General features: G+C 50.3%; 19 protein-coding genes. 12 read left to right on the forward strand and 7 right to left on the reverse strand.

Translation table 11 applies throughout. The annotated features are described in order from the left end of the window. Nucleotides 1–135 precede the first annotated feature (135 nt). From ABFD83_00005 to ABFD83_00035, 7 genes are all read left to right on the forward strand, one after another. Nucleotides 136–990, forward strand: coding sequence for a hypothetical protein (locus tag ABFD83_00005; GenBank protein MEN6355444.1), 855 nt, complete (start codon nt 136–138; stop codon nt 988–990). Further along, nucleotides 983–1735, forward strand: a complete 753-nt coding sequence (locus ABFD83_00010) for a hypothetical protein (protein MEN6355445.1) — start codon at nt 983–985, stop codon at nt 1733–1735. Before ABFD83_00005 ends, ABFD83_00010 begins: the two co-directional genes overlap by 8 nt. A gap of 2 nt (nt 1736–1737) precedes the next feature. Beyond that, entirely contained in the window at nt 1738–2424 is a 687-nt protein-coding gene (locus ABFD83_00015) for a metallophosphoesterase (GenBank protein ID MEN6355446.1), read from the forward strand. Between the two features lie 85 nt (nt 2425–2509). Continuing rightward, nucleotides 2510–3412 carry a glycerophosphodiester phosphodiesterase family protein gene (locus tag ABFD83_00020; protein MEN6355447.1) on the forward strand — a complete coding sequence of 301 codons (903 nt, stop codon included), beginning with the start codon at nt 2510–2512 and terminating at the stop codon, nt 3410–3412. A 95-nt stretch (nt 3413–3507) separates the two neighbouring features. Next, the gene (locus ABFD83_00025; GenBank protein MEN6355448.1) at nt 3508–4542 is read left to right on the forward strand and encodes an NAD(P)-dependent alcohol dehydrogenase; all 1035 of its coding nucleotides are present in this window, start codon (nt 3508–3510) and stop codon (nt 4540–4542) included. Between the two features lie 116 nt (nt 4543–4658). Next, complete coding sequence (locus ABFD83_00030; GenBank protein ID MEN6355449.1) at nt 4659–5321, forward strand: GntR family transcriptional regulator; 663 nt, start codon at nt 4659–4661, stop codon at nt 5319–5321. Nucleotides 5322–5450: 129 nt separating this feature from the next. Further along, nucleotides 5451–6191 (forward strand): prepilin-type N-terminal cleavage/methylation domain-containing protein, encoded by a 741-nt coding sequence (locus ABFD83_00035; GenBank protein ID MEN6355450.1) that lies wholly within the window; start codon nt 5451–5453, stop codon nt 6189–6191. Between the two features lie 12 nt (nt 6192–6203). On the opposite strand, the gene ABFD83_00040 is transcribed toward ABFD83_00035, so the two are convergent. From ABFD83_00040 to ABFD83_00050, 3 genes are read right to left on the reverse strand one after another with little or no spacing between them, the layout of a single operon-like run. After that, nucleotides 6204–6722 carry a zinc ribbon domain-containing protein gene (locus ABFD83_00040; GenBank protein MEN6355451.1) on the reverse strand — a complete coding sequence of 173 codons (519 nt, stop codon included), beginning with the start codon at nt 6720–6722 and terminating at the stop codon, nt 6204–6206. Between the two features lie 12 nt (nt 6723–6734). Continuing rightward, nucleotides 6735–7898, reverse strand: a complete 1164-nt coding sequence (locus ABFD83_00045; protein ID MEN6355452.1) for a galactokinase — start codon at nt 7896–7898, stop codon at nt 6735–6737. Continuing rightward, nucleotides 7867–9399, reverse strand: a complete 1533-nt coding sequence (locus ABFD83_00050) for a radical SAM protein (protein ID MEN6355453.1) — start codon at nt 9397–9399, stop codon at nt 7867–7869. Before ABFD83_00050 ends, ABFD83_00045 begins: the two co-directional genes overlap by 32 nt. A gap of 238 nt (nt 9400–9637) precedes the next feature. Here ABFD83_00050 and ABFD83_00055 point away from each other — a divergent pair, with 238 nt between their 5' ends. The 3 genes from ABFD83_00055 (at nt 9638) to ABFD83_00065 (ending at nt 13046) form a co-directional block, all read left to right on the forward strand. Beyond that, nucleotides 9638–10282, forward strand: coding sequence for a DedA family protein (locus tag ABFD83_00055; protein ID MEN6355454.1), 645 nt, complete (start codon nt 9638–9640; stop codon nt 10280–10282). Nucleotides 10283–10404: 122 nt separating this feature from the next. Continuing rightward, nucleotides 10405–12069, forward strand: coding sequence for a DUF4932 domain-containing protein (locus ABFD83_00060; GenBank protein ID MEN6355455.1), 1665 nt, complete (start codon nt 10405–10407; stop codon nt 12067–12069). Nucleotides 12070–12251: 182 nt separating this feature from the next. Next, nucleotides 12252–13046: a toast rack family protein gene (locus ABFD83_00065; GenBank protein MEN6355456.1), complete on the forward strand. Its 795-nt coding sequence runs from the start codon at nt 12252–12254 to the stop codon at nt 13044–13046. Nucleotides 13047–13108: 62 nt separating this feature from the next. On the opposite strand, the gene mraZ is transcribed toward ABFD83_00065, so the two are convergent. The 4 genes from mraZ to ABFD83_00085 all read right to left on the reverse strand — a co-directional run bounded on the left by mraZ (nt 13109) and on the right by ABFD83_00085 (nt 17990). After that, nucleotides 13109–13555 carry a division/cell wall cluster transcriptional repressor MraZ gene (gene mraZ / locus ABFD83_00070; GenBank protein ID MEN6355457.1) on the reverse strand — a complete coding sequence of 149 codons (447 nt, stop codon included), beginning with the start codon at nt 13553–13555 and terminating at the stop codon, nt 13109–13111. A gap of 24 nt (nt 13556–13579) precedes the next feature. Then, on the reverse strand, nt 13580–14203 hold the full coding sequence (locus ABFD83_00075; protein ID MEN6355458.1) for a hypothetical protein: 624 nt from the start codon (nt 14201–14203) through the stop codon (nt 13580–13582). A gap of 176 nt (nt 14204–14379) precedes the next feature. After that, nucleotides 14380–17394 carry a hypothetical protein gene (locus tag ABFD83_00080; GenBank protein MEN6355459.1) on the reverse strand — a complete coding sequence of 1005 codons (3015 nt, stop codon included), beginning with the start codon at nt 17392–17394 and terminating at the stop codon, nt 14380–14382. After that, a complete protein-coding gene (locus ABFD83_00085) occupies nt 17394–17990 on the reverse strand; it encodes an RNA polymerase sigma factor (protein ID MEN6355460.1) in 597 nt (198 codons plus the stop codon). The genes ABFD83_00080 and ABFD83_00085 overlap by 1 nt, the downstream gene beginning before the upstream one ends. A 97-nt stretch (nt 17991–18087) precedes the next feature. Between ABFD83_00085 and ABFD83_00090 the strand changes: the two genes are divergently transcribed. Together ABFD83_00090 and ABFD83_00095 are read left to right on the forward strand one after the other, a co-directional pair. Further along, nucleotides 18088–18867, forward strand: coding sequence for a hypothetical protein (locus ABFD83_00090; GenBank protein MEN6355461.1), 780 nt, complete (start codon nt 18088–18090; stop codon nt 18865–18867). A 239-nt stretch (nt 18868–19106) separates the two neighbouring features. Next, nucleotides 19107–20042 (forward strand): carbohydrate kinase family protein, encoded by a 936-nt coding sequence (locus ABFD83_00095; protein ID MEN6355462.1) that lies wholly within the window; start codon nt 19107–19109, stop codon nt 20040–20042. The last annotated feature ends 2 nt before the right edge of the window (nt 20043–20044 follow it).

The raw sequence follows: 20044 nt of genomic DNA on the forward strand, positions 1-20044 counted from the left end.
TACTGGCTGCTGATATGGCCGAACATGGCGGTCCAGCGCGCGATAGCCTTTGGAGTGGCTGTCGGGGCGCTGGCGATGGGACTAAGAATATGGCTGAACCTTGAGAGAGGCAGTTACTTCGACAGGCAGTTATAAATGAATATATTCGCAAAACTACAAAACATAGACAGGCGCATTTTGTATCTGTTGGTGGCGCTGGTGATAATAATTCCGCTGGTGCGCAGACCGGCAAAGCACCCGCACACTATATTTAAAGAAGTGCAAAACGCCTATAACACGGTTCAGGCAGTGCCAAACGACAAGCTCGTGATATTGTCCAGCTATTTCGATGCCGGAACGGTGGCCGAGAACGGCCCTCAGATCGAGGTGATGATGCGCCACCTGTTCAGGAAGGGCACGAAGTTCGCGGTTATAACCTGGGACCCCGTCGGAGCGGAACTTGTCAGCAAGATAGGCAAGAAAATCTCAAAGCAGATGGGCAAGAAATATGGCCGCGACTGGGTCGATCTCGGATACAACCCGGGGCCGGTATACGTGATCATAAGCGGAATGGCTAAGGATTTCCAGAGTGTGATCAAGCAGGACAAATACGGCACGAAGCTCGCCGATATACCGGCGACGAAAAATATCAAGAGCGCCAAGCAGATTGGAGCCGTGGTCGAAACGACGGCAAGCGGAACAGTGCCGACATGGATAGCATACTTCAATATGCCCAATAATATCCCGCTGGTCTATTGCCCGACTGCCGTTATGGCTGCGGAGGCTTACCCTTACCTTGATTCGGGACAGTTGAAAGGAATGCTCAACGGAGTAATAGGCGCGGCGCAGTACGAGACTCTGCTGGGAATGGGAGACAAGCCGACATACTCCTCGGCGGCGTCATGGGCGCTTTCTACGGCTCATATATTCATAATAGTGCTTCTTATAATCGGAAATATCGGATACTTCGCCGCAAACCGTGCGGGGCGAGGAGGTCGGCGAAATGGCTAATTGGCTTTCAGCCCACACAAGCGCAATTACAATATGGTGCGGCGCAATATCTACGTTCGCTATCTACAGCGTACTCTATGCTGAAAATAAATTCTACAGGTTCTTTGAGCACGTGTTTATCGGGCTTGCCTCAGGTTACGGCATGTATGTCACCTGGAACGAAGTCGTCTACCCGAAATGGTGGAAACTGATGGTCAACGACGGTCAGTGGTATTGGGTATTCGCCGCGGTCCTGGGAAGCATGTTCTACTTTATGTACAGCCGCAAACATGCATGGGTGAGCCGGGTGATCTTCGGGCTGTTCATGGGCCTTGGCGCGGGAGGCGCGTTCAGAGAGTTTTATCAGATCTACTTCCCGCAGATCGGCGCATCGATGAAACCGATCACAGGCGGCGGCATGACGGTTTGGGACACATTGAATATAGTAGTGTTCTATGTGATACTTTTTGCCTCAATGTCATATTTCTTCTTCAGCTTCGATCACAAGAGCAGCGCAATTAAGCACACAGCGATGGCAGGCAGATGGTTTCTTATGATAGGCTTCGGCGCAATGTTCGGCGCAACCGTCATGGGCAGAATGACGCTCTTTATCGGACGGTTTAATTTCCTAGTCAATGACTGGGCGCCGCAGGCGCGCAGCGATTGGTCAAGCGGGATTTTCAGGGCGTTGGTAAGCCTGTTTGCCCTCGTGCTGATTGTAATGATTGTTCGCGCAGTCCGCAGGCCGAAGGCCAAACACGAATAGGCATGTCTATCTTTGCGATATCCGATCTGCATCTGTCTTTGGGCAAAGAAAAGCCCATGGACGTATTTGGGGATGCATGGAAGGACCACGCAGCCAAAATCGCGGATAACTGGGACAAAATGGTGAGCGATGACGATACTGTGCTGCTGGCGGGGGACCTGTCATGGGCGCTGAAGTTCGAAGAAGCGGCTCCCGATATCGAATATATTGCCGGGCGTCCCGGCAAAAAAATACTTATCCGCGGAAACCACGATTACTGGTGGCGGCGCGAGTCGACCAACCGAATTCAAAAGATTCTGCCTGAATCCATCACACTCCTTATGGGAAGAGGAATTATAATCGGCGACATCGGCATAACCGGAACTCGCGGCTGGAGGATCGAAGAAGGGCAAACCGGCATCGAAGCCGGCGATCAGCGTGTAATGGACCGCGAACTGGCTTATCTGAAACGCGGGCTCGGCGAAATCCCGGACAATGTCACCAAAAAGATCGTAATGCTCCATTATCCTCCGTTCGATGCAGACCTCAAACCCAACACTTTCGTACAGGTCCTGCAAGATCATCAAGTGGACATACTGGTCTACGGTCACATCCACTCAGGCGCATTCCTGGAAGGTGATATAGGCGGGATTCAGTATCATCTGGCGGCTGTAGACCACACAAATTTTCGACCTCTGCTTATTGCGTAAACGGCTATGGGAGGATTGACTGAGCATGCTGTAGAACATGCTACAAAATGCATCTGAGGTAGGAAACTTTTTTTAGGAGCACGCAATGACAGACATTACTCTCATTACTTGCACGCTGTGCATTCTCACTGCAACACTATGCTTAGCCGCCCAATCACAGGCGTCAGATAGTTGCGCCGGTAAATCCTCGTATATCATTCAGTCACACCGGGGAGCGGGCAATCTCGCTCCTGAAAACACACTTCAATCGTTTGAGCTTGCCTGGAAAATAGGCACCATACCTGAAGCCGATGTGCGGTCCACAAGCGACGGGGTCATCGTGGCGTTTCACGACAATAACCTTGAAAGGCTTGCCCCATCTGCAGACCCGGCGATTCGACCCAAGAGCGTCAATGACCTGCCTTGGGATGTGGTCTCAAAACTTGATGTGGGCTCATATAAGGGTGAACAATACAAGGGGGAGCGCATACCACGCATAAGCGATGTGCTGGACCGGATGAAAGGTCATAAAGAGCGCTTGCTGTATCTGGATGTTAAGAAAGTTCCGCTGGATAAGCTTGCAGCTCTCGCTCGGGAAAGAGGCGTGGACGAGCAGGTGATCCTGGCTTCATCTCACTATAATGAGATCCGCGAATGGAAAAGACTGCTTCCAAAATCCCAGACGCTCCTGTGGAACGGCGGAGACGAGACTCAACTGCGGCAGCGCATGGCTGAGTTTCAAAAGGCGGATTTCGCCGATATTACCCAGCTCCAGATACATGTCAATGTGCTTGACCTTAAGGCGGTGGAGCCGTTTGCTCCCTCATGCAAGTTTCTGCGTGAGGTCAAACTGGAGATAAAGCCCAAAGGCATTCTTTTTCAAGTCCTGGTGATAGGCTCGGACAACCCTGAAGCATACCACAAATTGATGGACCTCGGCGTGGAGTCATTTGCATCAGATGACCCGATGGTGACTCTGAAGGTAATGGGCGAGTATAATAAGAGTTAGACTGATGCCTAATGCGAATTCAGGCCTGCGCCTGCTCACGGTTTCGGCTGCAATCGCGCCCATACGTCGCTTGATGCTTGAAAGGAATAGTTGTTATGCGTTCTCTTAGACTTCACGGCCCGAAAGACCTTAGATTGCACGATGAACCCAAACCACAGCCCGGGCAGGGGGAAGTGCAGATACAGATCAAATCAGTCGGAATTTGCGCATCTGACCTGCATTATTATCGTGAGGCGAGGATCGGCACCACAACCATAACCGATCCCATAGTGATGGGGCATGAAGCCTCGGGCGTCATTACAGCGCTTGGAGAGGGAGTCGAATCTCTGAAAGTCGGAGACAGGGTCGCCATCGAACCAGCAAAGCCTTGCGGTCAGTGCGAATACTGCAAGTCAGGCCACTTTAATGTCTGCCGTGGAGTTCAGTTCTTTGGAACCCCGCCGGTAGACGGATGCCTGCGCGATTACATAACCTGGCCCGCGGAGCTGGCTCTAAAGGTCCCTGATTTGATTTCTTTTGACGAGGCAGCTATGGTAGAGCCTTTGGCTGTTGGTGTATATGCGGTTGATCTTGCATCGATCTCAGCGGGTGATACGATTGCAATATTTGGTGTGGGGGCGATAGGCCTATCAGTGCTGCAAGCGGCGAAGGTTGCCGGAGTAGGAAGAATAATTGTGACCGACCCGGTGCCGGCAAGGCGAGAGCTTGCGATTGAGCTGGGCGCTGATGCTGCTCTTGACCCACATTCACAGGATGTAGAGAAAGAGCTTGCTGGTCTGACCGGCAGCAGGGGCGTAGACATTGCCTTTGAGTGCGCAGGCGTGCCGGAGACGCTTGTTGACGCAGGCAATGTGGTCCATCCGCTGGGAAAGATAGTTGTAGTCGGCATACCGGACGAGGATGCGTATTCATTTGAGGCTTCCAATGCCAGGCGCAAACAGCTTTCCGTAATTTTTGTCCGTCGCAGTAATCTCACCGCCGAGAGGTCAATCGATCTGATATCCAGTGGAAAAATGAATGTGACTTGCTATGGTCGGCACCATTTTCCCCTTGAAAAAACCGCCCAAGCGATGGATGCGGCAATCGCAAAATCAGACGGTGTCATCAGGGCAATTGTGCAAATTAACTAGGTCGCACACTAATCAAACATAATATAACACTATCGTTGTTGGTTATATGCTTGACAAGTCGCGAGATTGCAGCAATAATACATAGGATAATACATTAGCAACGGTGGAAATTTATAATGAGTATAGCGCAACACACTATCGAAAACAAACAGACAACCTCGGAATACGCCTATCTCAGACTGCGCGGCATGATAGAATCCGGCGAGCTTAAGCCTGGAGTGAGGCTTATACACCGCGATCTGGCTAAACGGCTGGATACGAGCAATATCCCCATAATCTTGGCAATAAGCAGGCTTGAACGTGATGGTTTGGTGGTATCCGCGCCCAACCAAGGCGCTCAGGTGGTGGATTGGACTTACGAAGAGATGGAATGCGCAATAATTATCCGTTCACATCTGGAGCAAATGGCTGTGCAGTATTGTGCCAAGCGAGCAAGCGAAAAGCAACGCGCAAAGCTCACTGATTTAGCACACAAGTACAGCGAATACTCCGCCACAAACGATGTTGCCGGTTGTCTGGAAGCTGATGCCGCCCTGCACTCTTTAATAGTTGAATGCTCAGGTGTAAAGCTGCTTGCTCGAATGCTAAACAACTCCCGCGTCATAACAAATACCATACGTAATATTTGCTGGCTCACTCCTGATATAAGTCGTTCCAATATTCATGATGGGCTTGTGGAAGCCATCGTTGCAGGTGACGCGGAACTTGCCAAAGCTAAAGCAAGAGAGCATATCGACGATCTGCTGGCAAAATTTGTTTCGCGCTGCAAACGTTCTTAGATATTCTTCTCACAACTCCTTGACAAACTGCCATTGCCAATGCATAATGACAATACCAACACTGCTGTAGCAAAATACACAGCACATAATATTTGTAATTTGTGTGGATGTATTAATAAGGTGGTTGCAATGGGAAAAAGAGGGTTTACATTAATCGAACTGCTGGTTGTTATAGCAATTATTGCCATACTGGCAGCGATATTGTTTCCTGTCTTTGTCAGCGCAAAAGACAGTGCAAGGCAGACAACTTGTCTTAAGCATGGTGGGCAGCTCGGAATGGCCTTGAATATCTATATGGATGACCATGACGGTAAGTTTCCACTTTGCTGGGTTTTCATACCAGGCCAAAGCACGCTTACATGGGCGCATGCTCTAAAAGATTGCACTAAGAGCCTGGATGTGTTTACCTGCCCGTCTGTTCCCAACAGGCGATTCACCGGAAGTACTGTCATAGGATACAACTCAGATGCAGACAGGATGACCGGAGGTTGGGGCTATAACACCAGCGACGGTGGAGGCGGCAGAGCAAATGGTGTTGGCCGCGGCAGGAACAGCAACATGTCTTCTCCTGATCCTTACCGTATGTCAGACCTGACGGCGCCAGCCAGGCATATTGCGTTTGGTGACAGCAAGAAAAGTGATGATCCAGATATTGCATCACTATTTCCCGGCTATACAGGCAGAAATGCTTTCTGCGATGTTATCAAGGCAACGACTGCCGGTGACTTTTGGGTCCCTCCGGATTTCAGGCACAACGGAGGAGCGATTTTCATCTTTTGTGACGGCCACGCAAAGTGGTACGATAAGAAATATATCAATAATTGGCAGGCTAATGGCCATTATTGGTATGTCGATAATAGAAACCATTAAGCCCTTGCGATATTACAATACCTTATCCACGCGCCATTGTCGTCCGACTTTGACCATTTCGAGACAGTAGCCGCGCGTCGGTTCGCCGTCGTTATATGTTATGGAAACGTCGAAACTAAGCTTATTTTTGCCAGCGGGTTTGGGGCCGCTGATTTCGAATGAGCCGCCGTCGGATGCGATCTCGCTGTAATATTCATCCGATATTGCCATCATGTCCATGCCTCGCGACTGAAGGTCTTCTTCAACATGCGGTGTCGACAGCTTGCGCGCTTCCTTGACCTTTCGCTGGCTCATAGCCGAAAACCATTCCTGCGCAACATCCTTGGGCGGAACGGTGCGCATAGAGTGTAAAATCATTGCAACAACTATAAGAACAACTACGCCTGCCGCTGCGATGATCATGTTTCTTGACGGTCGCCATGCTACCTGGCTGTCATAGTCATAGTTGTCGCCGCGGATCGTGCGTGTACCGCAGGCGATGCATACCTTCTGGTCTTCATGCAGTTCGGCGCCGCATTTTTTGCATTTCAAATCTAGTCACCTCTACTCTATTACGCTCGCACCGTCCTCTGCGGTACATATATAGAGGTTCGGAGCGAGAGCTGTCTTCTTTTCATATTCTACGGCTACAACCGATGTAAATTGTTCCACAAATTCATCTTTTACCAGGCTCACCGAGCATCCGCCGAACCCGGCGCCTGCCATTCTGTTGCACAGCGAGCCGGGCGCGCTGCGGCAGACTTCGGCCATTGCGTCCAGCTCTGCGCAGCTCACTTCATACAGGTCGCGGGCAGAGTCGTGCGATGCGTTCATCAGCTTGCCGAACCCCTCGAAATCACCTTTCTCAAGCACAATGCGGCTTTCCAATACGCGCTCGTTTTCGTATATTACATGCTCAGCGCGCTTTCTGACCACTTCCGGCAGCTTGTCCTTATGCGCCTGGAAATCGGCGGATGTCACATCTCTTAGCTGAGTCACATTTGGAACCCACTGTGCGAAGAGTTTTGCCGCTTCTTCGCACTGACTCCGCCGCAGGTCATACTCACTGTCGACCAGGCCGCGGCGCTTCATAGTGTCGCAGACCACTATCTTTACCCTGGACGTATCCAATGGAAACTGATCATATTCCAGAGTGCGGCAGTCGATAAAGAGCGCATGGTCTTTTTTGCCAAGCCGTGAGATGAACTGGTCCATAATGCCGGTGTTGACGCCGACGAACTTGTTTTCAGCTTTCTGTCCGATCAGGGCCATCTCCGGCCCGCCTAACTCGAACCCGAGCAGGCTTTGGAACAGAAACCCGGTCGCCATCTCAATAGCAGCCGAACTGGACATCCCCGAGCCTATCGGGACGTTGCCGTGCATAACGATATTCGCGCCACGCAGCTCAATTCCCGCTTCCTGAAGAAAGAGTACAACCCCTCGCACGTAGTTGCTCCACGTATTTACATCATCATGGGTAATGTCATCGAGTGAAAACTCCGACTTGGCTTCAAAGTTCTGAGAGTATACTGAAACTGTCCTGTCATCCCGAAGCCGCCCGGCTGCGATCACATCTAGGTTTACCGCCACAGGCAGCACGAACCCGCCGTTATAGTCGGTATGAATTCCCATCAGATCGACCCTGCCCGGAGCCTTTACAATCGTCATGGGTGAAGAACAGAACAATCTATCGAAATCAGCCTTTATCTTGTTTAGCCTGGTAGACATCAATCAACTTTTTTGGCGAGGTCATCTTCGCCGCGCGCAGCGCGCGCGCCCTTTCAGCCAGCGCCTTAACCCTTTCCCCAAAATCTTTATTGGCAGCTTCCCAGCGGCGGATCAGCTTGTGCCCATATGCGCGGTAGAAACACTTCCACGCGCGGTTATAGATCTGCTTTTTGGCCCAGTCCCATTTTCCGCTGAGTATGCTCAAGTTGATCTTGAAAGTAAACTTGAGCGTTTCCAATCCACAGAGCATTTTAACACACTCTCGCAGACTGTAAAAGCGCTTCATGACTTTGAACGTTTCTTTTTGGAGTTCGTAAGGGCTCATTTTTACGGGTTGATAGACAACATGCTGGCCGTCATAGAGCTGCCATTCTCGCGTGAGCAGCCGGTCTTCGCTTACCATTTTGTCATAATACGGTGTGCCGGGCAGGGGAGTGAGGATCAGAAACTGAGTTGTATCTATATTGTTCTTCAGAGCAAATTTAAGTGTTTCCCGCAGACTCTGGGCGTCATCATTTTCGGCTCCGAAGACAAACATCCCATGCGTCATAATTCCATATTCGTGCAGGATTCGTATCGACTCGGCAATCTCTTCAACCGATTGCCGCTTATTGTATTCTTTAAGTGTGGCAGGGTTTACGGACTCGAAACCTATGTAGAGCATACTGCAGTTCGAGCGCTTCATCAGCTTGAGCAGTTCTTTGTCTTTGACTACGTCTACACGCGCCTGAGCAGTCCATTTCGGCGTGATTCCTTTAGAGAGCAGGGTGTCGAGGAGCACCTTCGTGCGCTCGCGGTCTGCTGTAAAGTTGTCGTCATAGTAAAATACGCTTTTGGGTCCAAGCTGCTCTATCTCTTCGACTACACTTGCGATGCTGCGTTCGCGATATCCTCTGCCGAACATCTTGGTGACTGAGCAGAAACTGCAGTCGAACGGACACCCGCGCGAGGTCGCAATCGGGGTAATCCTAATCTTCTCATGTCCTTTAATGAGCGAGAGGTCCGGGAATGGCAGCGCGTCCAGGTCGCTGACAAGCGGCCTTGCCGGGTTATGCCTGATCTCATTGCCTACTTTATATGACAGACCTGCCACGGATGCCAAGCCAGAGCCGTTATCGAGAGCGTCTACAAGCTCGATCATCGCATACTCGCCCTCGCCCCTGACGCAGTAGTCGGCGTGCTGCAGGGCTTCCTCGGCGAGGAAAGTCACATGCGAACCGCCGACGACAACCGGAATTCCGGCCTCTTTCGCCAACTGGGCAATTTTGTAGCCTTCGGGGGCAGTGGATGTGGTAGTGGATATGCCAATCATGTCCGATGTGAGCAGATCGGTGTAGTCCACATCCTGAATGTCCTGGCAGTATATGGACACGTCAATGCCTTTGTTTTTGAGCATTGCACCCATCAGAGGCAGGCCAAGCCTCGGCAGCGCTATGCCCGAGTAGACATGATAGCCCGGCGGCTTTGGCTCGACAAACGTGACTTTTTTTATTTTTGACAACTTTGCGGTCTCCCTTCGCGAGATACGATCACTCGCTCAAACTATCCCCATGTGCACTGCGAAGGAAACCACACTGTTTTGACCCGAAAAACCTTGGATATCCACTCGCGGATAGTCTCCGCGGTGTAGAGCATAGGGAGCGCGGCTCATTAGAGAGCTGTCATCATGTTATACCCAAGCGTCGATATACACAAGAAGAAATGGTATAATTTATCAATCAACTTTACGGGGGCATTTCTTGCAGTCAATACTCCACGCGGTCACATACTGGACAACCACAAATATCGAAGCTCTGGGTTACTACGGCATTATGATAATGATGGGTATCGAGAGCGCCTGTATTCCTCTACCCAGCGAGGTTATAATGCCCTTCGGCGGATATCTTGTCTACAAAGACCCGTCGCGGTTCAGTATTTGGGGCATGGGAATGGCCGGTGCGCTCGGATGTGTGCTGGGTTCGATGATCGCATACTGGGCCGGTAAGTTCGGCGGCAGACCGTTTATCGAGAAGTATGGCCGCTATATACTCGTCCGTCACAAAGACCTCGATAAAGCCGACGCATGGTTTGGCCGATACGGCGACGCAGCTATCTTCTTCAGCCGCCTGATGCCTGTTGTGCGCACATTTATTTCATTTCCTGCCGGGATATCGGGCATGAAATTCTGGCGGTTTATCCTCTACACATTCCTCGGCTCACTTCCATGGTGCATCGCTCTAGCCTGGGTAGGCAAGGCCCTCGGGCCTCAGTGGGATACCAAGCTCAAACCCTACTTCCACAAAGCAGACACTGCAATTCTGGCTGTCATAGTGATCCTTATCGCTCTGTATGTCTATCATCATATTAAGAGCGAAAAGGACTATTGCAAAAAGACGCAGCTTTAGCCCGCATCAGCTCCGATAAAAAAAGTGTTTCCTTCCTAATCATAATGCCATCTTGAAACGTCATGTTTTTATAGAGAGATCTGCAAAGACGTGAATATATTATCTCAGCAGATGGAGGGAAAATGATAGGAAAGCGCTTTGTATTTGTGCTGATTGCGTTAATGTTGTGTGTGTCCGTGTGTGCAGCATTTGCCGGTACGCCGGCAACACCCCGCAAAGATTTGCCGATTTCGTTGAAACCGGTGTCAGCCCAGAAAAACTCGCTGTCAATATCTGTGGACCCGCGGATCGAGCTGCTGTCTATTGTGCAGTACTTGAGTGATTACAAAGAAATAGCAAATCCTGCTCTGGTAACCCGTCTGAACCACACATACCGAAAGGATGTTAACAACTGGTTTTCCAAATATAAGAGTCATCCCGTGATGGAAATGTTTAATCAGATGGCCAAGAATGGTTTTGCTTATGATGCTCCGCCGCATGCCGTGTTATATCAAAATACAGATCTGACTCTTAACAATGTAATATACAAAGATGATCCGATGGACGTTCATCGTGCCGGGGGCAAGGAACAGATGGTTGCTTTCGCAAAGGCATTGAGATCATTTGCGGTGGAATCCGGCTTTCCTGAGTTTTACAAGAGTCACATCCCATTCTATGAACAGATCACCGGTGAAACGATAAAAAATGTCAAGGATGAGAACGTTATAGAGCAACTGGAGCAATATACCGGAGAGAAGAAAGCAAGTTATACAGTAGTAATTTCACCGCTTTTGGGCGGCGGAAGTTTTGGGCCTCAGGTCGAGCGAAAGAAGGGCTGCAAAGAAGTATATTGCATCATGGGGTCATGGCAGGAGAAAGACGGCATTCCGCAATTCGGTTCTACCGAGTACTTTCATAATCTGCAGTGGCATGAGTTCGGCCACTCATTCACCAATCCCCTAGCTAATAAATATCAAAGCCTGTGGGAGAAGCATTCGGACCTGTTTCGCCCTATGGAGGAGAAGATGAAAAGCCAGGCTTACGGCCAATGGAGCACAGTCGTTTATGAGAGCGTGCTGCGTGCTATGACAACCAGATTAGCCTATCGCTGTGACGGCAAGGACGCGGGAGACAGAGAACTGCGGGGTCATACGGGAAATGGTTTTGTGTTTACCAAGGCTCTGGCGAATAAACTTGAGCAATACGAAGCAAACAGGACAAAATACCCTACTCTCGATTCGTTCTTCCCGGAACTGCTGAAAGTGTTTGACGGTTTTTCACAGGCTTCTGTAAAAGATGCTGTCGGCGGTGGTGATCTGATTCTCAACGATATGTATAAGAGTGCCGGGATTCTTGTCTATGATCTTCCTGATAATGCTTCTCGAGATGATGCTGTCAGCTATGTCAAGAAAGTACATGACAGATTCTTCGGCAGCCTGGAGATGATTGATGCGACTAAGCTGGACGAGGCAACTCTCAAGGAAAAGCTCAAAGGGGATTTTATTCTGTATACAACCATAGGATCCAGACTGTTTAATGCTGCAACCCAGCCCTTGAATATACAAATAAATGATGGGATACTGAACTGGAACGGTGTAAATGAACCGGTCAGCGGTCTGAGAATAATCCTCATAGGAAAGAACCCCTATGGTGACGGCAAATGTGAAATATATGCCGGAGGGTCAAATTCATCGCTGGTCGGCATTAACGGTTGTTTTCACGGGCCGTGTTCGTATCACATCTTTAAGGGTGACAAGCTGCTCAAGGAAGGTCATTACAACGCGAAGTTTGAGATGAGCAATCCCTGAAGTCGTCGGTTTGTAAGGCCGGACATCGAGGGCATGGGCATGTTCCCCGATTACTGGCTCGACGACCCTGACCCTGTAGCTGCAATAGCGGCATATTGTTCTTTGAAATAAAATGAATATCTCTAAACAAGCAGCCTTTAATACTCGTCATGCATTTATAGCCAACAGATAGAGGATAATTTATGAAATCAAAGACCTGTAAGGCAGTTATTGCACTTTTGGCTGCGGCTGTTTTTCTTATAGCTGGGGCAGGGCAGTCGACGGTTCTTAAAACGGGAGAGATGAAAACTGAGAAGCAATCGGTCGAGGTTGGACAGGCTAAATCAGCCGATATAAGTCTCAGCCTTGAGACAGGCAGTTTGAAACTGCATGGCGGCGCAGCGAATCTTATGGATGCTGTGTTTACTTACAATGTGCCCGAGTGGAAACCGGCAGTTAGCTATGAAGTGAAGGACGGAGTAGGGAAACTCTCAGTAACGGAGCCTAAGACAGATGGCCGGGTCAAGGGCAAAGCAAAAAACGAATGGGATATCGGACTCAAGAATGGCTTTCCGCTTGATTTGGAAGTGAACCTTACAACCGGAAGTGGGGAGATTGACCTGGGTGGCTTATGCTTGTCATCTTTTGAGTTGAATCAGGTTACTGGTAATGCGAATGTGAGGCTTTGCGATCATCCGAATGTTGCTAATCTCGATTTGAACTGTGTAACTGGGAGTATTGACGCTGATATGTCTGGCAAATGGCAGCATAATATGCAGGGTTCGATAAGTGTTGTAACAGGTGGCGTTAGTATTCGACTGCCACGAGATATTGGTGTGCGCGTGAGTGTGTCAAAGGTAACCGGCAATGTTGATACCGGCGGGCTGATTAAGCAGAACGGCTATTATATAAATGAGGCATATGGCAAATCGGATGTTACGCTGAGTCTTGATGCAAGTGTTGTGACTGGTAATATAACACTAATCCAAAGTAAGTAGATAGGAAAAACAGCCGGGGCATCCTGCCACCGGCTGTTTCGTATTGCTGCTTGGCGCGGATATCACGGGGTTTCGGCTTCCCTGCCCAGTTCCGCGATAACATCATCAGTCAGGCTGGCATTGAACTCGTCCCATCTAGACTTGCCCCATATCTCGACTTTGTCGGTCAGCCCGACTACCCAAACCGTATCACCGTTTTTAATGCCTGCATGGTTCATCAGAATCGACGATATCGCCACACGTCCCTGTTTGTCCGGCACACATTCGCTTGCCGCGCCCAGAAAATATCTTTCGAGTTTGACGCCGCGATCGTCCAAAAAGGACTTGGGCATAAGTTTTTGCTGGACCTGAGTCCATGTGTGCTCAGGAAACACCCACAAACAGCCGTGCAGACCTCTTGTCATTACAAAGCGCTCCCCCAGCTTTTGCCGGAAGCGCGCGGGAATGACAGTTCGACCCTTGTCATCGACCGTATGCTCATATGCACCTGAAAACAAATGTAGCCCCAAATATACAATAAGAAATATGAAATGCTAAATGTTGAATACGCGATAGCGTATTGGTTGTTTGCGCGATGGTCGTCTCACCAGTTGGGCATGTTCTATCATCCTGAAATCACGCTTATCGGCGGACAACAGCGACTTTATAAACTCTTTATTACTGGCTTTATTGCCGGTTGCGGAGGCCTCGGCTGTGCAGCTCGCACAGTAGCTTCTGGATAAGAGCACGGAGCCATCGTCATCGGAGAAGTTCACGACTATTGTAGGAAATGGTTCCACCTTACCGCAGATGTTGCATTTTGGGACGGCAAGCAGTTTGCTTCCCGTGTGCTCAGCAAGCTCTTTTATGATTCGGCAACTGAGTTCATCAAACGATCTCTGCGTGACCACAAACGCATAATTCTCTTTTAAGATATCTTCGATCTCATCGAGCATGCTTTCATTACATTCATGCGCCTGCACAACATAGCTCGCGAGCCTGCCCTTTGAGAGCTGCCTGATCATAAGCTCGGGTTCCAACTCTGAAAAGAGTCTGTCGATCTCACGCTCTTCATTGTTGGAGCGTGTCTCAACCAGATACACAGCCCTCATCCCATTTGGTTTGGGATCAACGCAAATTTCCCGAACTGTCTCCACTGCCCCCACTTTTCCAGGCATTTCAAGGCTCCCTTGGTATCAGTATACCCTATTATACCACTATCTACCACTTTATACCCCAAAATTATATTGCAAGACCGGCATGCAGTCAATACCTGCTATGAAAATCGAATGAGAAGATGCAGAGGGTAGGGGAATGCTTGCCCCGCGCGAGGGTACGCGGGGCCGGAGTATACCTATCGGGTTTGAAGTCCGATAAAAAGCTTGCTGTCTATATCTACCAGCGGGTCAGTCTCGTTGTGGGCGGCTGCATTTGCAAAGACCACGCCCGGCTTTTCGGACCGCATTGCCCGCACAATAACGCCATAGCCCTGGGCGGAACTATACTCGCGTGCGCCGTAAGCCATATATAGCGGCTGTGTAGAAATATGCGCCAGTCTTCGCCGCATGTCAACGGCAAGTGCGCAGATCTCATCCGATTTCAGACCGTCTCTGAACCCGCCTGAAATATAAACATCGCTGCCCGCGGCATCTATTGCCGGACCGTAGGGTCCTATGAGCTTTCGGATGCTTTCTGCTGAACTGCGTGCACCGCTTTTTGCCGAGAGAAGCTGAGGGCCTATATCGCTTGAGTCGAAGTCGGTGCCAGACTCGATAATTTCATTCATCTCATCCACACCCGACTCTCTTTCCATACTAGCTCCTGCAAATGGGCTCAGCGATGCTCCAGATAACTTGCACATTTCAAATCCCAGTTGCATAAGCTGCTGGGAGGCCGATATAGCGGCATCTACTCCGTCGCGCTCGAGTAGATTACTGAGCGCACTTATCAGCTTTTCTCTTGTTAGGAAGCCTTGGGTGCAGTCTATTTCATCTCCGATAATTGTTTCGATCTTGACCAAACCCTCTGCACTCCGGCTGAGCTGGGCAAGTCCCCACATGGCTTCATTAGCAGGGCTGATCCATCTTATCAAAGAGTGATCACGTCTCAAGTGACCAGATATGGACATCAGTTTGCCTGCCTCATGCTGAGCTTCATTCGTAAGCGGAAGAAAGACAGCAGCCTGATCGCCGTCAAAGTCACTGTTTAATAGCATGCATGCGATTTGATGCAGCCGGATCGATCTGCCCGGCACACGGACGGGGTGAAAAGCAAGCAGACAGGTTGGCATGAACGTTGGGGCTCGATTCAGGATAATCCATGAATCCGCCATGATCTTGTCCAGTGTTTGTATCGCCTCGTTTTCTTGCAGGCTATCAAAAGGCTTGCCGGTTTTTTGCTCTACAATAGGTCCGAAGAGTGCCCGAGACATTTCATCTGGGATTCCGACCTGATCAGCACTCAGGTTGGAAGAAGGCGACAGGACTGTTCTGCCGCTGAAAAGCACCTGGTTGAAAAAGTTCACCTGCTTGTGAGATATGAGCGCGTCGAAATAGTCATCTATAGCAGTCTCCAAATCAGCTTTCAGCTTAATTTTGAGGCTTTCGGGAGCCTTGGTTGCCAGCAAGCGCTTCATTCTGTCATTGATATCGGCGAGTGCTTTATACTCAGCGATATCTGTAACACCGACTTCAGTCAGTTCATGCCCAGCCGACCATGGGTGCCTGACTGCGCATGCGAGTTTGAGCTTGTCACCCTCGACGCCAGTTTTCTTGAACTCAACACTGTCGCCTGTGAACTCAGCGCTGATACCGATCGCATTTAGATGTTTCTTGAGCCTGTCGAACATAGGAGTGGTCGGCCCGGGCAATTCGACAGCATGCTCTGCTACCCGTTTTGCTAGCGTGTAGCTGTCTTCGCGCTCCACAGACCGCAAGTTATATGTCTCAGCGATGTTTGCATATGCTCCGACATCCCGCATGGCGTAATATTCATATTCGCCCTGCAGGTTGAGTGGCTCGCCCGGACTGACTGCATAATGAATCTTGTGCGCAGAAATATGAACGGTCCGACCCCAGTAGACCCATCCCACAGTGCTGCGCCGCGAAAGTCTATCCCCATCCTTGCCCATGGTGAGGGTTTCCATGCCGTCATCAGGCAGCCCTGCTTTTGCAAGGCGCTCTTTCAGCTCTACTTCAGACGGTCCATTAAATGGCGGCGCAACAGCGCACTTGCCTTCAGCGTGCGCGATCCTGCCGAGAAGAGCCTCTCGGATCTGCCCGAAATTGAGGCGTTTGTCGATCCCGCAGAAGCTGAAGACCAGCTCGACAGGCGTGCCGTCAGGCATATGCGGCATCTCGTCATCCGGCAAAATTTTGCCGATCACACCTTTCGCGCCGTGTCGGTTGCTGAACTTGTCCCCAATCTCGACAGGTATATCGTAGTGCATTCTTCGAGAGGCTGACTCGCTGATTATGATGCTGTCTTCATATGTTTCGGGTCCCCAAAACACAAATGCAGTGAGCAGGTTATAGCCGCACCAGAAATCGGGCACATCAGGCTCATTGTCGGTGCGCACGATGGCCGGCTCCGGGTTGATTGGTGGAATCCACTGCCGCATCATGTTGGCTCCCATCAACTGGTGGACCGGATTGTTGTGTTCAAGCAGCGGGACTGTGGATGCCGTGAGTTGCAGCATAGCACTTGGGCTATCGTCGAACACTTCGATTTTTCCGTTCTCGATATGTGCTCCCAGCGCTATACTGAAGACATGGCCGATGTTGGGACCTTCGGGAGTCTCAAATGGGCAGACTCGTCCAAACTGACTCGGCGTGACGACATCCTCAATGTCCTTAATGATAATGCGCCTTAGATGGGTTATAGCTGCGAGCCGGTTTGTGGTATCTTGGGCTTGACCTGTCGCCCAGTGATCGCAGTCACCATCTGCAGATGTTATAAGACTGCGGACCCAGATATCCAGAGGCAGTATAGTGCGTATGAAATCCTCATCCGGCGGAGGCGTATCGTGTCCGGCTTCGCCAATACGCTCCTCTATGTAATCGTATAGCTGCTCGCCGACGCATTTTACCTCGGCTCTGTCCAGGTGAGCGGATGTTGCAACCGGCACCACCACTCGGGGCTTACCATCAACCATAAAGACGCCCTCGCTATTCGGGCTGAGTATGTCATATATCACATCAAACTCATTGTCGGCTGCTATTGAGACCGTTACCCGGCAGGTGTAGTCATCTACATGCTCGGTAATGTATCCGGCCAGGGGTAGCTTTGCAGCAAGCAGTTCCGGCAGTTTTTGACTTACAAAGCGCTCATAGGACGCCTTATGCCACGGTGCTGTGTATGAACTTTGCATCAGAGTTCCTCCCATTCGGAGCAGATCTTGTCCCATTGCAGGGCAAGACGTTTGCGTGCATTATGAAGGCGTGATTTGATCGTTCCTTCGGGTATGCCTAGAGTCTCGGCTGCCTCACTGATTCCCATATCCGACTCGTGCACAAGCCGGATCACTTCGCGCTTTTCTTCTGGTAGATCATCGACCAACTGTCTGGCCATTGCCAGCCGCTCTGCAATCTCCAAAGCCTCTTCAGGTCCAATCGTTGCTTCATCCACCATCCACTCTGGGACCGAAGGACCCTCTTGCTCGTCGGTCGAGAATCGTCCTTCCAGCGGCACTTCTCTTTTTCGTCTCAGTGATCGCAGGTGATTAAGCGCTTGGTTTGTGGCGATTCTAAGCAGCCATGAAATGCACACGCCAGTCTGGTCCCACTGGTCTGCATGCATCCACACTCTCAGGAATGTCTCTTGCAGGATATCCTCTGTCGCATCGGGATTGCGAAGGATTCTTCCAATGTGAAGCCGAATGCGCTCACGATGACGCTCGAAAAAAGTCTCGAACGCATCTGTGTCTTGTCCTTGTATCGCCTGCAGAAGATCCCTGTCGGATCGCATCAAAACGCCCTCCATAACTCAAGACACCGCGCACTTGATAAAGGTTCATCGGTGAAATCACATTCCCGAGTCTGTCCTCATACTGTATAATACTTGTATGAATAATGACAACAGTGTACCTATGCGCCCGAGCCTGTCCAGAGCGATTCGCAAAGGCTTTATTGATGCATACGATCACCTGGGCTATGTGGTGCTTGTAACGTTTATAACCTTTATGCTTGTGGCTTTGGTCGCAGGTCTTATGTCATTCATCTGGCGTTCCCCAAACGCGCTGAATATAGTAAAGGCATTATCAATACTGCCTGCCCTTTTTGTAGCTTATTTGTGTGCGGTGGGTGTGTATTATTTCGCTGGTATGGTCGTTTATCGAGAGCACCCTGTTTTGCTGGATACCCTGGCCGGAATCCGCAGGCTAATCAAACCAGCACTAAAGATGTGTGTGATTGATACTCTCGTGACCGCTATTCTGGTAGTCGACTTTGTTTTCTTCTTTATAATGATCGGCAGCAAACGCAATATGATATTTGCCGTGCCTGCAATTTTGATCGGATACGCCACCATAACCTGGCTGAATATGATGATCTACCACCTGCCGCTGCTTTCTTCCCAGTTTTTGTTGGAGTCGAATACGAGTATAAAAGTGATTCTGCGCAAGTCATTCCTGCTGATGGCCGATAATCCCGGCTTTACAGTAAGTCTCTTTCTTGTTATAATCGCCTTTGCAGTGCTCTGCGTAGTCCCCATGTTTATTGGGATCGCGTTCCTGTTTTTGGGAGCCTCCGCGTTCCTCATCACCCATGCCTTGCGCGAACTCTTTGTCAAGTACGGCATTGTTGAAGAGGAACCGGAAATCGTGGAGGATAATTACAAATTCTGAATTCTGACGCCTGATGCGGATTAGATTAAGTGTAAATAGCGCCATTTTTCAGTCGGCGCAGGCCGACTTCGTGTTTTTGTGGCCGTGACTTTAGTCGCTGGGCGGTTAAAACCGCGGCAACAACTACACAAAGTCCCCCTACGGGGACTAAAATGATAGGTTTAATCCGCATCACGCGTGAATTCTGAGTTTGGACAGCAGATGACTCAGAATTCAGAATTCCCGAAGAGGGTTTGTTTATGTTTGATGTAACTTGTTTGGGCATATTGGTAGCAGACGTTGTGGGCAAGCCGGTGGAGCACCTTCCCGAGAGAGGAAAGCTGACCCTGGTAGACCGCATGGAGCTTCACGGCGGCGGCTGCGCGAACAATACCGGCGTCGGTTTGGCCAAGATAGGCATCAAGACTGCTGTTATCGGCAAAGTCGGCAGCGACGGCTTCGGTGATTTTATGGTGAGTTCTCTAACAGGCAGCGGTGTGGACGCGAGTGGCGTGGTCCGGGATGATAGCGTCGCCACATCAGCGACCATGGTTATGGTCCACGGCGACGGCGAGCGCAGTTTCATACATTACATAGGCGCCAACGCCACCCTTTCTGAAGACGATGTGAACTGGGATGTGGTGAAGAACTCCAGAATATTGCATGTGGCGGGATCGTTCCTGATGCCCGGTTTCGACGGCCGGCCCACTGCTAATGTGCTCAAAAAAGCCAAGCAGCTAGGGGTCACGACCGCTCTTGACACCGCGTGGGATTCCAAGGGCCAGTGGATGAGTCTGCTTGAGCCTTGTTTGGAATACATCGATTATGCTGTGCCGAGTATAGAAGAGGCGCGCATGGTCACAGGCAAACAAGACCCTGCAGATGTGGCAAAAGTATTGATGGACAAGGGAGTAGGGACCGTCGCTCTCAAGATGGGCAGCGAGGGATGCTATATAAAGAGCGCAGATGCGGAACTGCGCATTCCGATATATAGAGTGAATGCGGTCGACGCAAATGGCGCGGGCGATGCATTCGCGGCGGGGTTCCTTGCGGGTCTGGCGAACGGATGGGACCTCGAGCGCACCGGCAAGTTTGGAAACGCGACTGGTGCGTTCTGTGTTACTGCTCTTGGGGCAACGACCGGGATTAAAGATCAGGCGACAATAGAAAAGTTTATCGCCGAGCAGGAAGCCTGAGC

This window comes from Armatimonadota bacterium, from assembly GCA_039679645.1.
Taxonomy (GTDB): domain Bacteria; phylum Armatimonadota; class UBA5829; order UBA5829; family UBA5829; genus UBA5829.

Coding starts and splice junctions, on each gene's coding strand:
- ABFD83_00005 (MEN6355444.1), top strand. CDS start 136: ATGAATATATTCGCAAAACTACAAAACATAGACAGGCGCATTTTGTAT.
- ABFD83_00010 (MEN6355445.1), top strand. CDS start 983: ATGGCTAATTGGCTTTCAGCCCACACAAGCGCAATTACAATATGGTGC.
- ABFD83_00015 (MEN6355446.1), top strand. CDS start 1,738: ATGTCTATCTTTGCGATATCCGATCTGCATCTGTCTTTGGGCAAAGAA.
- ABFD83_00020 (MEN6355447.1), top strand. CDS start 2,510: ATGACAGACATTACTCTCATTACTTGCACGCTGTGCATTCTCACTGCA.
- ABFD83_00025 (MEN6355448.1), top strand. CDS start 3,508: ATGCGTTCTCTTAGACTTCACGGCCCGAAAGACCTTAGATTGCACGAT.
- ABFD83_00030 (MEN6355449.1), top strand. CDS start 4,659: ATGAGTATAGCGCAACACACTATCGAAAACAAACAGACAACCTCGGAA.
- ABFD83_00035 (MEN6355450.1), top strand. CDS start 5,451: ATGGGAAAAAGAGGGTTTACATTAATCGAACTGCTGGTTGTTATAGCA.
- ABFD83_00045 (MEN6355452.1), bottom strand. CDS start 7,898: ATGTCTACCAGGCTAAACAAGATAAAGGCTGATTTCGATAGATTGTTC.
- ABFD83_00060 (MEN6355455.1), top strand. CDS start 10,405: ATGATAGGAAAGCGCTTTGTATTTGTGCTGATTGCGTTAATGTTGTGT.
- ABFD83_00065 (MEN6355456.1), top strand. CDS start 12,252: ATGAAATCAAAGACCTGTAAGGCAGTTATTGCACTTTTGGCTGCGGCT.
- ABFD83_00075 (MEN6355458.1), bottom strand. CDS start 14,203: ATGCCTGGAAAAGTGGGGGCAGTGGAGACAGTTCGGGAAATTTGCGTT.
- ABFD83_00080 (MEN6355459.1), bottom strand. CDS start 17,394: ATGCAAAGTTCATACACAGCACCGTGGCATAAGGCGTCCTATGAGCGC.
- ABFD83_00085 (MEN6355460.1), bottom strand. CDS start 17,990: ATGCGATCCGACAGGGATCTTCTGCAGGCGATACAAGGACAAGACACA.
- ABFD83_00090 (MEN6355461.1), top strand. CDS start 18,088: ATGAATAATGACAACAGTGTACCTATGCGCCCGAGCCTGTCCAGAGCG.
- ABFD83_00095 (MEN6355462.1), top strand. CDS start 19,107: ATGTTTGATGTAACTTGTTTGGGCATATTGGTAGCAGACGTTGTGGGC.